This is a genomic window from Nocardia miyunensis NBRC 108239 (assembly GCF_001613065.1).
GTDB lineage: Bacteria > Actinomycetota > Actinomycetes > Mycobacteriales > Mycobacteriaceae > Nocardia > Nocardia miyunensis.
The window spans coordinates 61314-74780 of sequence record NZ_BDBQ01000089.1 but is presented as its reverse complement, the minus strand read 5'-3'; the positions used below and the strand labels follow the sequence as shown (position 1 = coordinate 74780).

14 protein-coding genes are annotated in these 13467 nt (G+C 67.4%); 7 read left to right on the top strand and 7 right to left on the bottom strand.

Features of this window, described 5'->3' with window-relative positions:
• Window positions 1-473 precede the first annotated feature (473 nt).
• The 4 genes from NM2_RS35655 (at window position 474) to NM2_RS35640 (ending at window position 3697) form a co-directional block, all read left to right on the top strand.
• Entirely contained in the window at window positions 474-1340 is an 867-nt protein-coding gene (locus tag NM2_RS35655; RefSeq protein WP_067678441.1) for an SDR family NAD(P)-dependent oxidoreductase, read from the top strand.
• A 1-nt stretch (window position 1341) separates the two neighbouring features.
• Entirely contained in the window at window positions 1342-1572 is a 231-nt protein-coding gene (locus NM2_RS35650; protein WP_067678440.1) for a ferredoxin, read from the top strand.
• Entirely contained in the window at window positions 1569-2801 is a 1233-nt protein-coding gene (locus NM2_RS35645; RefSeq protein ID WP_067678437.1) for a cytochrome P450, read from the top strand. The genes NM2_RS35650 and NM2_RS35645 overlap by 4 nt, the downstream gene beginning before the upstream one ends.
• A gap of 281 nt (window positions 2802-3082) precedes the next feature.
• Entirely contained in the window at window positions 3083-3697 is a 615-nt protein-coding gene (locus tag NM2_RS35640) for a TetR/AcrR family transcriptional regulator (RefSeq protein WP_067678434.1), read from the top strand.
• Window positions 3698-3934: 237 nt separating this feature from the next.
• Here NM2_RS35640 and NM2_RS35635 read toward each other — a convergent pair whose 3' ends face one another.
• Together NM2_RS35635 and NM2_RS35630 are read right to left on the bottom strand one after the other, a co-directional pair.
• Window positions 3935-4942: a phosphotransferase family protein gene (locus NM2_RS35635; RefSeq protein WP_174575723.1), complete on the bottom strand. Its 1008-nt coding sequence runs from the start codon at window positions 4940-4942 to the stop codon at window positions 3935-3937.
• 11 nt (window positions 4943-4953) lie between these two features.
• Complete coding sequence (locus NM2_RS35630; protein WP_067678482.1) at window positions 4954-6162, bottom strand: acyl-CoA dehydrogenase family protein; 1209 nt, start codon at window positions 6160-6162, stop codon at window positions 4954-4956.
• A gap of 127 nt (window positions 6163-6289) precedes the next feature.
• On the opposite strand from NM2_RS35630, the gene NM2_RS35625 reads away from it, so the two are divergent.
• Both NM2_RS35625 and NM2_RS35620 read left to right on the top strand, forming a co-directional pair.
• The gene (locus NM2_RS35625; RefSeq protein WP_067678426.1) at window positions 6290-7219 is read left to right on the top strand and encodes a TetR-type transcription factor C-terminal domain-containing protein; all 930 of its coding nucleotides are present in this window, start codon (window positions 6290-6292) and stop codon (window positions 7217-7219) included.
• Between the two features lie 5 nt (window positions 7220-7224).
• On the top strand, window positions 7225-7728 hold the full coding sequence (locus tag NM2_RS35620) for a thioesterase family protein (RefSeq protein WP_084531900.1): 504 nt from the start codon (window positions 7225-7227) through the stop codon (window positions 7726-7728).
• A gap of 201 nt (window positions 7729-7929) precedes the next feature.
• Here NM2_RS35620 and NM2_RS35615 read toward each other — a convergent pair whose 3' ends face one another.
• The 4 genes from NM2_RS35615 to NM2_RS49630 are packed head-to-tail and all read right to left on the bottom strand — an operon-like array spanning window position 7930 to window position 10978.
• Window positions 7930-8799: a sulfurtransferase gene (locus tag NM2_RS35615; RefSeq protein ID WP_174575722.1), complete on the bottom strand. Its 870-nt coding sequence runs from the start codon at window positions 8797-8799 to the stop codon at window positions 7930-7932.
• Between the two features lie 48 nt (window positions 8800-8847).
• Complete coding sequence (locus tag NM2_RS35610) at window positions 8848-9183, bottom strand: 4Fe-4S dicluster domain-containing protein (protein WP_067678418.1); 336 nt, start codon at window positions 9181-9183, stop codon at window positions 8848-8850.
• Window positions 9183-10775, bottom strand: a complete 1593-nt coding sequence (locus NM2_RS35605; RefSeq protein WP_067678415.1) for an FAD-dependent oxidoreductase — start codon at window positions 10773-10775, stop codon at window positions 9183-9185. Before NM2_RS35605 ends, NM2_RS35610 begins: the two co-directional genes overlap by 1 nt.
• Window positions 10776-10813: 38 nt before the next feature.
• Entirely contained in the window at window positions 10814-10978 is a 165-nt protein-coding gene (locus NM2_RS49630) for a hypothetical protein (RefSeq protein ID WP_157121531.1), read from the bottom strand.
• Between the two features lie 443 nt (window positions 10979-11421).
• On the opposite strand from NM2_RS49630, the gene NM2_RS35600 reads away from it, so the two are divergent.
• Window positions 11422-12480, top strand: a complete 1059-nt coding sequence (locus NM2_RS35600; RefSeq protein ID WP_067678413.1) for an LLM class flavin-dependent oxidoreductase — start codon at window positions 11422-11424, stop codon at window positions 12478-12480.
• A 5-nt stretch (window positions 12481-12485) separates the two neighbouring features.
• On the opposite strand, the gene NM2_RS35595 is transcribed toward NM2_RS35600, so the two are convergent.
• Window positions 12486-13391, bottom strand: coding sequence for a LysR family transcriptional regulator (locus NM2_RS35595; protein WP_067678406.1), 906 nt, complete (start codon window positions 13389-13391; stop codon window positions 12486-12488).
• Window positions 13392-13467 lie beyond the last annotated feature (76 nt).

Genomic DNA, 13467 nt, shown 5'->3' with positions numbered 1-13467 from the left:
AGTTACCACGGCAACCGCGTTCTTGATGTCCATCCAGTCATTCCTCTCTACGAATCACTCCCCTACACTCGCACTATACCTATAGACTGTAGATTTATAGCGACAGCCCCGAGATGCACGGAAGGGTCGATGAGCAGCAACAACGCGGCTTTCGCCGCACAGCCGACCGATTGCTGTCGCCAGGTCTCGACCGCGGCCGGAGAGGGCCCGGCCGGGGCGCATCCACACGGCGACGGATCCGGATGCATCCGATCATCGGCCAACAGAAATCAACTTTCATATTTCGAACATCGACTGACAAATGACGATTGACGTCATTCGTCTCCTAGCGTAGCTTCAGGTGTGAGGCACAGCACTCTGTCCCCTCTCGGGCGGACAGGTCACACGGCGTCCCGCCGGATCCGCTGCGCCTCGGTCCGCACCGGCCCTGTCCCGCGCCGGCCGACATCTCGAGGGAAAATCGGAGTCCCACAATGAAGCTCGAAGGCAAAGTCGCCGTCATCACCGGAGCCGGCTCCGGCTTCGGCCGTCAGTGTTCCCAGTTGTTCGCCTCGGAGGGCGCGTCCATCGCCGTGGTCGACATCGACCCCGAGCGCGCCGCCGGAACCGTGGAACTCGTTGAGCAGCAAGGCGGTAAGGCCATCGCCATCACCGCCGACGTCAGCGTCGAGGCGCAGGTGAACTCCGCCGTCGCCGCGGCGGTGCAGCATTTCGGCAAGCTGGACATCATGTTCGCCAACGCGGGCGTCGTCTCGCGCGGCGGCGTCCCGTCCGTCGCGGGCGGCGAGGAGGTCGAATTCCAGGACCTGACCGACGCCGACTGGCAGCACGTGCTGGGGGTCAACCTCAGTGGCGTCGTCTACGCCGCCAAGGCCGCGGTCCCGTACCTGCGCGAGAACGGCGGCGGCACCATCCTGGCGACGTCCTCGGCGGCGTCGCTGGTCGCATACCACAACATCGCGATGTACTCGGCCACCAAGGCGGGCGTCAACGGCCTGGTCCGCGGCCTGAGCCTGGACCTGGGCAAGTACGGCATCCGCGTCAACGCCATCTGCCCCACCCACGGCATGTCGCCGAACTTCCTGATGCCGCCGGGATCTCCGGTCGTCGGCCAGTCCTACGAACAGGTCGCCGGTCCCTGGGACGCGTCCATCTCGCCGATCCCGCTCAAGCTGAACCGGCCGCCGTCGCTGCTGGACAACGCCAAGGTCGCGCTGTTCCTGGCCTCGGACGATTCGCAGTACCTGTCCGGTGTCGTGATGCCCTCGACCGACGGCGGCACCCTGGCCCGCGTCGGCATGTGGTTCGCCGAGGACAAGGGCTCACCCGGAGATCTGTGACATGCCCGAGCCCGTTCACCTCATCGTCGACCGGACGGCTTGCGCGGGCCACGGCCTGTGTTACGCCACCGCGCCGGACCTGCTCGAGCCCGACGACTTCGGCAATCCCGTCGTCGGCGCCGGTCCGATCCCCGAGTCGCAACTCGAATTCGCACGCCGGGCGGCGGCAGCCTGCCCCGAGCGTGCGCTGACACTCACCAGCGCTCTTCCCCTATCCGAGGAAAAGATATGACCACCACCGCAGAGGTCTCCGAGGACCTGGTAGTCGACTTCGACATCTACGATCAATCGCTGGCATTTCCCGAAGACACCGTGCAGGAACGGGTCGCCGAACTCGCGCGCCGGGGCCCGGTGGTGTATTCCACCGCCCATGGCGGGCACTGGATCGTCACCCACTACAAGGAGATCCACGAGGTCCTGCGCGACCCCGAGACATTCTCCAGCCACCCCAACAATCTGACGAGCGAGACCGCCGGATTCGGCAAATTCATTCCGCTCGAACTCGATCCGCCGGAACACACCGGCTATCGCCTCGCCTTGCAACCGTTGTTCAGCCCCAATCGGATGAAGGCGCTCGAGGACGATATCCGCGCGACGGTCAACGAGCTCATCGATGGAATCGCCGCCGCGGGAACGTCGGAATTCATCGCCGACTTCGCGCACGAATTGCCCACCCGGGTATTCCTGAAGCTGATGGACTGGCCGCTGGCGGACGCGCCGATGTTCACCCACGCCACCGACGTAATTCTCACTGGAATCCCCGGAGCCACCGAGGAGGAGTCCAACCAGGCGCGCGGTAAAGCGGCGTTCGAGATACTCGGATATTTCCAGAACGTCATCAACGAGCGCAAGGCGAACCCGCGCGACGATGTCACCTCGCAGATCATCCACACCAAGGTCGCCCTCGAGGGCGGCACCCGGCTGCTGACCGACGAGGAACTCAACCGGATGTTCTTCCTGCTGCTCATCGCGGGTCTGCACACCGTGCAGGGTTCGCTGGCGTGGAGCATCGTTCATCTCTCGCACAACCGGGAGCAGCGCGAGCAGCTCATCGCCGACGAGAGCCTGATCCCGTCGGCGGTGGAGGAGATCCTGCGGATCGAGGCGGCGGTCATTCCCGGCCGCCGCGCCACCCGTACGACCGAGCTGGGCGGTGTCACCATCGCCGAGGGTGATCAGCTGATCCTGATGCTCTGCTCGGCCAACCGCGATGGCGAGGAGTTCGACGACCCGGACGAGCTTCAGCTCGAACGCACTCCGAACCGGCATCTGTCGTTCGGCGCGGGTGCGCATCGCTGCCTCGGCTCACACCTGGCCCGCATCGAACTGCGTCTGGCCCTGGAGGAAATCCACCGACGCATACCGGATTACGATCTGGTCGCCAATGATCCCCCGGTCATGCACGCCAGTCAGGTCCGCGGCTGCGCGCGGCTGCCGATCACGTTCACCCCGACGTCGTGAACGGCCCGGGTGCGGGCCACGCCACCGGCCCGCACCCGGCTTCGACCCTGTGAGAGTCCTCACCGTGCTCTCGAACCGGCGCACCAGCCACGACCGGCAATCAGCACTGGTCACGGCCGCTCCGGATCCCGTTCACCCACAACGGTTTTCACGACTCCGCCCGCGCGGCACCGCGCCGCGCCCACGGTCTACGTCGAACGTACAACGAAAAACGAGTATCGTCCATGGCGTCGCCGAGTATTACATACGAAGCAGGAATCCGTGGAGGGCAGGAAAAGAGAATGGCTCGTCGTAACAGCAACGTCCTGAGTGGGGACGTCGAGGAAGCACGCGGGCAGATACTCGAAGCCGCCCAATCGACCTTCCTGCATTTCGGTGTCGCGAAGACGACAATGGACGATATCGCCAAGTCCGCGGGCGTATCACGACCGACGATCTACCGATACTTCCGCGACCGGGACACACTCATCGCCGAACTGATCCGGCTGCGCGCCCGAAAACTCTTCGTCAAAGGCACGAAATTCGTGCTGGAGCGGGAGCATTTCCGGGACCAGATCGTCGAGGGCCTGATATTCCTGGTCGACCACGGCCGCAAGGATCCGCTGATCCGATTGATCGTCAGCCCCGAGCACATGGACCTGGCCGCAGCCGTCGTCGGCACCTCCCGGCTCGCCAGCGCGCTGACCCTGGAAATGTGGGCGCCGATTCTGGATCGCGCCCGCGAACGCGGTGAATTGCGCACCGATATCACCAACGAGGAAGCCTGCGAATGGCTCGCGCTGGTGCAACTGATCCTGGTCGGGCGCCTCGACTTCGACGATCCGAAGGATCCGTCCCACCGCAAACTCCTGGAGACGTTCATCCTCCCGGCATTCCTGCCCCAGGCCAGCGCCTGAGCGTGGTCAGCCCTCAGGGTAAACCAAGGAGCCGCACTCTTTTCGGTTCGGCGCCACCCGAGACAGCCCGGTTCGCCGTCTGCCGCACAGGTACGTGGTGAATCCGGCTGAAAACGCCGTTCGTTCCCTCGCCCGTCTGTCCGGACTCATCCGGGCAGGCGGGCGTCGTCAGTGCTGCTGGACCGCGAAAGGCCGTGTCGGGCAATGCCTTCCGCATCCGCCCGGCACGGCTCCCGGTCAGTTCGGCACGCAGTTCAACGCGCGTAATCCCGCTGCCATGAATTCCGGTGTGGCCTCCGCGGCCCGCGCCGCATCGGATCCGGCATCCGAGCCCTGCACGGCGCGATGGGTGATCCCCTCGGCGATCACTCCCAGTTTGAAATTGGCCAGCGCGAGATAGAAACCCCAGTTGTCCAGATCCCGGCAGGAGGCCACCGCATAGGCTTGGGCCAGGGCGTCGGCATCCGGAAGGCGTGGGCTGGTCCACGCGGCCCGCCTTCCCAGCACCAGATCGAATGCCGGGGACCGGTATACGCACATCAACGCGACATCGGTCAGCGGATCGCCGAGCGTGGACAACTCCCAATCCACCACCGCGCGGATCCGGGCCGGATCGGCCGGGTCCACGATGGTGTTGTCGATGCGGAAGTCACCGTGCACGATCGCGCCGGGCGACTCGGGCGGCAGCGCCCCGGCCAGCGCCTCGGCGAGCCGGGCGACATCGGTCAGCTCACGCGTCTTGACCCGATCCCATTGGGAGGCCCACAGTTTCACCTGACGGGCCACGAAACCGGCGGGCCGCCCGAACGTGCTCAGTCCCGCCGCGTCCGGGTCCACCGCGTGCAGCGCGGCCAGAATCCGCACCGTTTCCCCCACGCAAGCCGCGACCTGGTCGTCGGTGAATGCGGCCAGGTCGTCCTGATCGCGAACGACCACGCCGTCGACGAACTCCACGACGGTCATCGGGGCGCCCAGCGCGTCGCCCTCGGCATCGAAGGCGACCGTTCTCGCCACCGGCACGGCCGATCCGTGCAATGCCCGCGTGACGGTGTATTCGCGAGCCATATCGTGCGCCGAGGGGGTGAGCCCGGCGACCGGGGGACGCCGGACAACCCACCGCGACACCTCGTCGCGTGCCGCGAACGTCAGATTCGAGCGGCCACCGCTGATCAGTTCGACCCGCAGCTCACCCTGCACCTCGACGCCCTGCTCCCGCAGAAAACGTTCCAGCGCAGCCACATTCATACCGGGCAGTGTCATTCGGCGTCCCGCCGTGCGCGCCGGGCCGCACCGACCGCGCGTTTGGCGATGGCCCAGCGATGCACTTCCGAGGGGCCGTCGTAGATGCGGAACGGGCGCACCTCGCGCGAGAGCCGTGCCAGTGGCAGATCCCCGGATACGCCGAGTCCGCCGCACATCTGCACGCTGCGATCGACGATCCGGAAGATCGCCTCGGCGGCAAAGGTTTTCGCGATGGAGGTGGCGTTGGCGGCGGGCTCGCCTCGATCGAGTTCCCAGCATGCCCGGGTGAGCAGTGCGCGGGTGGCCGCGATATCGATCTCGTTGTCCGCGATCATCTTCTGAATCATGCCCAGATCGCCGAGCCGCGATCCGAAGCCCTGCCGATCGGCCACATGATCCACCGCGACGTCGTGGCCGCGACGAGCGGCGCCCAGCCAGCGCATCACGTGCGTCATCCGGGCCGGGCCCAGGCGCACCTGCGCGTACTCGAAACCGCGGTCCACCGCGCCCAGCACGGCCGAATCCGGGACCAGCACATCGTCGAAGAACACCTCGCAGTGCCCGCCGATCATCGACCGGTCCAGGGTCTCGATGTGGCGCTCGACGCGGATACCGGGGGTGTCGGCCGGGGCCAGGAACATCGTCGCCCCGCCACGCTGGCCGGGCTCACCGGAGGTGCGAGCCATGATGATGAAGAATCCCGCGCCGTCCGCGCCGGTGATGAACCATTTGTGCCCGTTGATCCGCCAGCCGCCCTCGGCGCGCACCGCACGGGTGGTCAGGGCCGAGGGGTCCGAGCCCGCACCGGGCGCCGGTTCGGTCATCGCGAACGCCGAGCGCACGTCACCGCGGGCGAGTGGTTCCAGGAACTGCTGTTTCTGCTCCGGATCCGCGATATGGGCGAGCATGTGCACATTGCCCTCGTCCGGCGCGGCGATATTGAGTGCGGTCGGGCCGAACAGCGAATATCCGGCCTCCTCGAACACCGGCGCGCGATCCGACATGCCCAGACCGTGACCGCCGTATTCGATCGGTGCGTGCGGTGCGAAAACACCGGCCGCACGAGCGGCCTCCTGCAATTCGGCCCGGACCTTGTCCCCACCCGCTGCGGTGATGTCACCGCCGTGCGCGTCCTCGACCGGAAGCACTCTCGCGCGGACGAATTCGCGCGTGCGCTGGGCCAGGTCCTGGACCTCGGCCGGATGGGATAGCTCGATCGCCACGATCACTCCTCGCCTTGAAGGCCGAACGTACGCTCGGCAGGGGGTTGTCAGAAACAGTGGCACGGGGGTCCTATCTCTGTCAAAGTCGATTCGCACACGTTCGGATGTGTTCAGCTATCCTGAACATATGGATTCTTCGGACCACGCCGGAGTCGATATCGGCGCTCGGGTGCGAGCCGCGCGAGCGGCGGCGGGCGTCTCGTTGCGCGAGACCGCGCGACGCGTCGGCGTCAGCCCGGCCACGCTCAGCGCGATCGAGAACGGCCACACCGGCGTCTCGGTACCGCGGCTGCGGGCCTTGGCGGACGCGCTGGACACCACGGTTCCGTGGCTCATCGACGAGCAGGACTCGCCGCCCCGGCGCGACCGACCGGCGAACGCCCGGCACGACGCCGCCACCGGGTCCGTCGACTGGCGCGAATTCCCCTCGCTGGCAATGGATCCCGTGCTGTCCGCGGCGGTCGACTCGTTCGTGGAGACCGGCTACCACGGCGCGACGATGCGTTCGATCGCCGAGCGCGCCGGGATGAGCGTGCCCGGCGTCTATCACCACTACCCCGACAAACAGCAACTGCTCGTGCGGGCCCTGGATCTCACCATGGCCGAACTGCACTGGCGCGTGCGCGCCGCGCGCGAACAGGGCGCGACGGCACTGGATCGGGTGGCGAACACCGTCGAGGCCCTCGCGTTGTTCCACACCCACCGCCGCGAGCTGGCATTCATCGGCGCCAGCGAGATGCGCAGCCTCACCGCGCCGAATCGCAGACGAATCGCCGCGTCCCGCAACGAGATCCAATATCTGCTCGACGAGGCGATCACCGAGGCGGTCCGGGAGTACGACCTGCCCGAGGAGCACACCCGCATCGCGGGCCGGGCCATCGCCACGATGTGTACCGCACTGCCGCAATGGTTCCGGCTCGATGGGCCCACCTCACCGGAGCAGATCGCCACGCGGTACGCCGGATTCGCCCTCGGTCTGCTCGGGCTCGGCGTCCCGGTCCCGCCGCGCGAACAGTCACCCTGCGGCGGCCCTGGTGATCCCCCTCAGCGACTATAGGAATCATGGCACCTCTGCTACCGACCTTCGAACAGGTCCTTTCGATCCAGGATCCGACCGAGGCGACCGTCACCACGGACCTCATCGATCTGAACGGCCACATGAACGTCGTTCACTACCTGCACCAGGGGTCGGTCGGCGCGGACGCGCTCCTGCAACAGATCGGGATCACCGAGGCGTACCGATCCGAGCGCGAGATGACCCTGTTCACCGCCGAACATCATCTGGTGTACCTCAGCGAATTGCGTGAGGGCGACAAGTTCTCCGTCCACGCACGCGTCCTCGGCCGCACGGACAAGGCCGTCCACATGATGACGTTCCTGCTCGACCGCACCCGGGAGCGCCTGGCGAACACCCTCGAGATCATGCTCGTGCACGTGGACTTCGCCGCACGTCGCGCCGTCGCCGTCCCCGAGGACATCGCCACGGGACTCGACGAACTCATCGCCCGATCGGAATCCCTGGACTGGGCCGCGCCCACCTGCGGGGCGATCGCACTGCGTCGCTGAAGCCATCGTCCGCCGCGAAGCTCGTGCCACCCGTCCGGGCCGGGCGGGCCGCACCCGGTAACACTCTCCCGATCTGTCGTGTCCCGACGGCCACCCGCCCAGCGACCCCGCGCGTATTCGACGATTCCTGTGGTCGGCCGTACCGAGGACGTGATCGATGATGATTCCGTTCTCGTTGCCGCCGATCGTAGCGGTGCCGGATCAGGATGCGGGCGCGGCGATTCGATCGGGCGCGGCCGAGTTCGACGCGGCGGCATCGGACTGCCGCCAGGAGCCTGGGATCAGCGCGGCATTGATCCCGAGGATGGTCAGTGCGGCGATGCACACGGTGGCCATCACCCCCGATCCGCAGCAGACGCCCACGACAGGGGCCTGGTAGACACCGGCCCTGGCGAACAGTTCTTCGAGTTCGCTCACCGGACGCAGGAATCCGTGCGCATCCAGTAGCGCCCGCCCCGGGATGTGCCGAGCCCCCGGAATGTGGTGTCCGAGCGATTCGAGGTGCTTGTCGTACCTGCCTCGGGCGTCGATGAGGACACCGGCGGCGGGGATTTCGGAGATCTCGGTGAGCGTGGGTAGTTCGCCACGGCGCAGGTCGTGGCTGGTCAGGTCGATATCGCCGGGGTCCGGACGTTCGAGACCGGCGGTGATGCCGTGACCGGCCGATGCCCAGGCCGTCAGGCCACCGTCCAGAACGCGCACCTCGGGCGCGCCCGCCGCGCGCAGAATCCACCAGGCGCGCGCCGATCCGGCGCGATTCCAGTTGTCGTACACGATGATCGGCACACCGTTGCGTACGCCCCACCGCCGCGCGGCCGCCTGCACGAGGGTTCCGGACGGCAAGGGGTACCGCCCCTGGCCGGGTATCGAGCGATCGGCCAATTCGGCTTCCAGATCGACGTACACCGCGCCTTCGATATGGCCGAGCTCGTATTCCGCACGCCCGTCGGGGCGATCGGGCCGCCAGCGCACGTCCAGGATCGTCAGCGGCTGTCCCAGCGCCATCCGGCTGTGCAATTCCTCGGCCGAGATCAGCGTGTCCGACCGGAAAATATCTGCCCGGTAGGTCATTTCACAGCTCCTCCGATCCTCGCGCACCGATGCCCGGCCGCCCGGCCGTCATCGGATCAGCCGAGGCGGCGGGCTCGCGGGCAGTGCCGGACCGATCGCGGTCAGGCTGCCCGGACGACGCCCGTGGCCCCAGCCGATCTCACGACGATAGTGCCCGAGGTGTTCGGCCGGGATCGCCCGGTCGGGCGGCAGCGGAGTCGATTCGGGATCGACGTACAATGCGTCCGCCGGGCAGTACGCCTCACACATGAAACAGGTCTGGCAGTCGGATTGCCTTGCGATGATCGGAATTCCGCCGGGCCCCGGATCGAAGACGTCGGTGGGGCAGACCTCGATGCAGACATCGCAGGAGATGCAAGTGTCCGCCCGGACGAGTTCGATCATCAGGCCACCGCCGCGACGGCCGGATGCGCCCGATCGATCCCGGTCCACACCGTATCGAGTCCGCCGCTGACGATGTGATGATGCTGCGCCGGATCCTGATCCGGGAAGTCGGCGCGTTTGCTCATGCCGCGAGATTCGGTGCGCGCCAGAGCCGATCGGTACATCAGCCGTCCCACCGCCGTGATCGCGGCCGCGCGCCGGGCACGAACCCGTTCGGGCCCGTCCGTTCCGCCCAACGCCTCGGCGGCATGTCGCCACAACTCGTCCAACGCGTACGCCGCGTGCGCGATGCGTGCGCCGTCGCGCAGATAGTTCTTCTCCAAGGGCAGCAGCTCCGCTTGGGCCGCCGAGAGGATGTCCGCGGCGCTCACCCTGCGGGATCCGCTGGGCCGCAACCCTGTTCGGCCCGCACCGCGCAACGCCCCGGCCGCGAGCGAACGATTCCGCAACGCATGTGCGGCCGCGCCCCGCCCCGCCCAGGTGCCCGAGGACATCGCCCACGCCGCGTTGTGGCTGCCGCCGCCGGTGAAACCACCGCAGATCCGCTCGCGGGTGGCCGCGTCACCGGCGGCGTACAGGCCGGGAACGGTTGTGGCGCACTCGTCGTCGACGATGTCGACACCGCCGGTACCGCGCACGGTGCCCTCCGCGAGCAGGTCCACCTCGAACCGCTGGGTGAACGGATCGATGCCGCGGCGGTCGAACTGGAGGAAGAAATTGGGTTGTCCCGAGCGCATCCGAGTGCGCGCGGTCTCGTCGGCGCGATCGATCTGCGCGAAAACCCGTTCGTGCAAGAGGGTTTGCGCGATCACCGACCGTCCGCGCGCCGATCCCGCGCCCTCGAGCACCCGCCCGTCCTCGTGAAAGAACGTGGCGTATCCGTAGTACGCGGTCTTGGTGATCGTGGACCCCTTCACCGCGATTCCGTACGCGTTCGAGAACTCCATCCCCGAGAAACGCGCCCCGACCTCGGCCGCCATCAGCGCGCCGTCACCGGTGTCGACATTGGTGCCCAGCGCGCGAGACAGGAAGGCGCACCCGCCGGTCGCCAGGACGACCGCGCCGGCGTGGATCCGGTACTCCCGATCCGCTCGCAGCAGATGTCCGGCGGCGCCGCGCACCGTTCCGGCCTCGTCGACCAGCAGTTCCAGCGCCGGGGCATGATCGATGATGCGAATTCCCCTCCGCCGCACCCATATTCGCATGCGTCGCATGTACTCCGGACCCTGGACTCCGGTGCGGATCTCCCGCCCGCTGTCCGGATCCACCGGAAACGGATAGCGCCCCTCACGCGCCAGCCGTTCCATGTTCTCGTAGGTCTGGTCCAGCACCCGGTCCATCCAGTGGTGCTCGGCCAGATACCCGCCCAGTTCCTCGCGGCTCGCCTTCGCCGCCGCACGCGCCGCGGGTTCCGGTGCGACGTACCACACCCCGGTACCGGCCGGGGCGGTCGCGCCGCTGGTTCCGCAGTAGCCCTTGTCGACCAGCACGACCTCCGCGCCGGACTCCCGCGCCGACAGTGCCGCCCAGCATGCCGCCGGTCCCCCGCCGATCACCAGGACGTCGGCGCGGATCTGCTCCGGGTCACTCATCCGTCTCACTCCTCACGATGCGAATCGACCGACGCGATTCAGAAATGCAACGCCCGCACCTGCGCCAATGCCCGGTTCGGCGGCTCGATCCCGCCTTCGGGCCGTCGCCGCTTCGCATCGGTGGCCACCTCGGTGAGAAATTCCGCCAGCTCGGGCGACCCGGGCCGCGGCACGGGTGGCGCACTGATATCGGTGCTGGTCATCGCAACTCCTCGAAGATATTTCGCCTCGGGTGCCCTCGACACCGGGCACATCACAGGGATAGGCCCGCGACGTCGTACTCGGCCCGCACTTCGACTGCGGGACAACTGATGTCCATCATCGGGGTCGGCAGTGGTGGTGGAAATCCTTACGATCATGGCGATTCTGTGCGAGCGATGACTCGACGACTTCGAGGGTTTCCTGGCCGCGTTCGAGGGATGTGCCTGATTCGCCGCGATCTCGAATCGGCCGGAGTTTATCTCTGTCACGGTCGAATACATGCAGATCACGGGACCTTCCGAAGGTTCGGCGCGGGACGCGGGCGAGCGTCGGCACCCGATGTGCGGGTCATAATTTCGGTGTTCGCCACGCCGGACAGATCCGCACCGACCGTGGTCTGCGGCGTGACCCGCCGCAGATCACGACCACCGAACAGGACCGCCCGATGAGCGCCGAATTCCTCTGGTACATCCCCAATCAGTCGGCGCCGGGCCACCGGGGTGAGCCCGTCAGCGCAGACCACAACAGCCTCGACACACTCGCGGACCAGGCGCAGGCGCTGGAACAGCACGGTTGGCAGGGGGCGTTGGTGGGCACCGGCTGGGGACGGCCGGACACCCTTACCGTCGCGACCGCCCTGGCCGCGCGCACCCGCACGTTCGAACCGCTCGTCGCGATCCGGCCGGGCTACTGGCGTCCCGCCCATTTCGCCTCTGCCGCAGCGACTCTCGATCAGCTCTCCGGTGGCCGGGTGCGAATCAACATCGTCTCGGGATCCGATGACGCGGCCGCCTACGGCGAGACCGAACCGGATCAGGCCGACCGCTACGCCCGCACCGAGGAATTCATCCGGCTGGTCCGCCGACTGTGGACCGAGCGGAACGTCACCCATCACGGAAAGCATTACCGTGTGGAGGATTCCACCGTGCTGCCGCGAGTTCCCACGCGCGAGGGCCGGCCGCATCCCACTCTCTACTTCGGCGGCGCGTCACCCGCGGCCGAACGGGTCGCCGCGAGCGTCGCGGACGTGCAGTTGTTCTGGGGCGAGCCCCTCGCCGACATCCGCGAACGCATCGAACGCCTCCGGCAGCTGAGCGACCGGCTCGGCCGCGAACTCCCGCCACTGCAATTCGGCCTGCGGGTCACCACCGTCGTGCGCGACACCACCGAACAGGCCTGGACCGATGCCCGAGCCCGTGTGGAAGAGATGGCGAAACGCGCTGCCGCGGAAGTCGATTCACAACGGAAAACCGCCATCGGGCAGCAACGCCTCTACGATCTCGCGACCCGCGGTGAGGTGCTCGACGACAATCTGTACACCGCCCCCGGCCGGGTCGGCGGCGGTGGCGCGGGAACCACCTGGCTGGTCGGCTCCCCCGATGACGTCGCCAAATCCCTTCGGCGATACCAGGATCTGGGCATCACCCACTTCGTGCTGTCCGACACCCCGTATCTGCGGGAGCTCCGGCGTCAGGGCGAGCAGGTGCTCCCCCTGTTGCGCTGAACCGCTCACGACGCCAACCGCAGCGGCTGCGCGATCGAGCGCAGCGCCGCGATCGCCGCCGCCACCGCCGGGCGCTCGAGCGATGCCTGCCGATAGGTCACCCCGACGTGCCGAACCCCGTTGTCGACCGTGCAGGCGACAAGTCCCGAATGCCGTTCGGCCACAGACATCTCCGGGACGATGGTCACCCCGAGACCGTGCTCGACCATCTCGGCCATACCGTCGAAGCTGCTGCTGCGATGTTCGATCCGCGGCGCGAAACCCGCTTCGCGGCAGGCGAAATGCACCGAGGCCAGGGACGGCTCGCCGTCCAGGGCGCTGATCCAGTCGACATCGCGCAGCACGCCCAATCCGTGCTCGCGTATCCGCTCGCGCCACTGCGGCGGCGCGAGCAGCACCAGCGGATCGCTGAACAGATATTCCGAGGCCAGACCCATCGGCAGATCCCGGCCCCGGAACGAATACGAGTAGGTGATCGCCAGATCCACGTCCTGCTGGCGGATCGCGGGGATGGAATCGACCGGCCGCAGATCCACCAGCCGCAACCGCAGTCCCGGATGCTCCCCGCGCAGCCGCACCAGCACCGGCAACGCCAACCGCATCTGCGCGGTCCGGAAAGTCGCCATGGTCAGCACCCCGGTGACCGCCTCGGAACTGGCCGCGACCGCCGACTCCGCCTCCTCCAGCGCGGCCACGATGCGCGAGGTGTGATCCACCAGTACCCGGCCCGCGTGAGTCAGGCGCAGCACCCGGCCCTCGCGACGGGTCAGCACGAGCCCGACCTCGTCTTCGAGGATGCGCAACTGCTGTGAGACCGCCGAGGCGGTGATGCCGTGCAGTTCGGACACCGCCGTCATCGTGGCGTGTTCGGCCAGATCGCGCAGCAGCACGAGACGTCGGATGTCGTACATGGCCCTCACTTCGCTTGCGGGACAACCGATATTCATCATCGGAAGATGCAAGCCTGGAGAGAATCCTTTCGATCAG

Bases quoted from the DNA above. Each gene is read 5' to 3' on its own strand.
- NM2_RS35615 (WP_174575722.1), bottom strand. From the start codon at position 8,799: ATGACCTACCGGGCAGATATTTTCCGGTCGGACACGCTGATCTCGGCC.
- NM2_RS35655 (WP_067678441.1), top strand. From the start codon at position 474: ATGAAGCTCGAAGGCAAAGTCGCCGTCATCACCGGAGCCGGCTCCGGC.
- NM2_RS49630 (WP_157121531.1), bottom strand. From the start codon at position 10,978: ATGACCAGCACCGATATCAGTGCGCCACCCGTGCCGCGGCCCGGGTCG.
- NM2_RS35620 (WP_084531900.1), top strand. From the start codon at position 7,225: ATGGCACCTCTGCTACCGACCTTCGAACAGGTCCTTTCGATCCAGGAT.
- NM2_RS35635 (WP_174575723.1), bottom strand. From the start codon at position 4,942: ATGAATGTGGCTGCGCTGGAACGTTTTCTGCGGGAGCAGGGCGTCGAG.
- NM2_RS35650 (WP_067678440.1), top strand. From the start codon at position 1,342: ATGCCCGAGCCCGTTCACCTCATCGTCGACCGGACGGCTTGCGCGGGC.
- NM2_RS35610 (WP_067678418.1), bottom strand. From the start codon at position 9,183: ATGATCGAACTCGTCCGGGCGGACACTTGCATCTCCTGCGATGTCTGC.
- NM2_RS35625 (WP_067678426.1), top strand. From the start codon at position 6,290: ATGGATTCTTCGGACCACGCCGGAGTCGATATCGGCGCTCGGGTGCGA.
- NM2_RS35605 (WP_067678415.1), bottom strand. From the start codon at position 10,775: ATGAGTGACCCGGAGCAGATCCGCGCCGACGTCCTGGTGATCGGCGGG.
- NM2_RS35645 (WP_067678437.1), top strand. From the start codon at position 1,569: ATGACCACCACCGCAGAGGTCTCCGAGGACCTGGTAGTCGACTTCGAC.
- NM2_RS35640 (WP_067678434.1), top strand. From the start codon at position 3,083: ATGGCTCGTCGTAACAGCAACGTCCTGAGTGGGGACGTCGAGGAAGCA.
- NM2_RS35595 (WP_067678406.1), bottom strand. From the start codon at position 13,391: ATGTACGACATCCGACGTCTCGTGCTGCTGCGCGATCTGGCCGAACAC.
- NM2_RS35600 (WP_067678413.1), top strand. From the start codon at position 11,422: ATGAGCGCCGAATTCCTCTGGTACATCCCCAATCAGTCGGCGCCGGGC.